This window comes from Micromonospora sp. M51 (genome assembly GCF_018070305.1).
Classification (GTDB): Bacteria; Actinomycetota; Actinomycetes; order Mycobacteriales; family Micromonosporaceae; genus Micromonospora; species Micromonospora parva.
Window position 1 is genome coordinate 1 of the sequence record NZ_JAGPXZ010001565.1, and the last position, 383, is coordinate 383.

General features: G+C 75.5%; 2 protein-coding genes. Both read left to right on the top strand.

Going from position 1 to position 383, the window contains the following annotated elements; genetic code table 11:
* Nucleotides 1-233: CrcB family protein (locus KBX53_RS35965; RefSeq protein ID WP_210864140.1), on the top strand; the 233-nt coding region annotated here is incomplete at its 5' end.
* Nucleotides 230-383, top strand: a 154-nt coding sequence (locus KBX53_RS35970; protein ID WP_210864141.1) for a CrcB family protein, incomplete at its 3' end; no start/stop codon positions are given. The genes KBX53_RS35965 and KBX53_RS35970, both read left to right, overlap by 4 nt.

Consider the following 383-nt stretch of genomic DNA (forward strand, 5'->3'; position numbering starts at 1 on the left):
TGCTCGGGCACCTCGACGGTGGGCACCCGCTGGCGCGCCCGTTCCTCGGGGTCGGGGTGCTCGGCGGGTTCACCACCTTCTCCACGTACGCGGTCGACGTCCAGCAGGCGATCGTCGCGGGCGCACCGGGCACCGCGCTGGCGTATCTCGCCGCGACGGTGCTCGGGGCGCTCGTCGCGGTCGGGCTGGGCGATGCGGTCACCGCCGGGCTGCTGCGCCGGGCGGCCCGATGACCGTCCTGCTCATCGCCCTGGGCGCGGCCATCGGCGCGCCGCTGCGCTACCTCGCCGACCGGGCCGTGCAGTCCCGACACGCCTCGGTGTTCCCCTGGGGCACATTGCTGGTCAACGTGGCAGGGTCGCTGCTGCTCGGCGCCTTGGCCG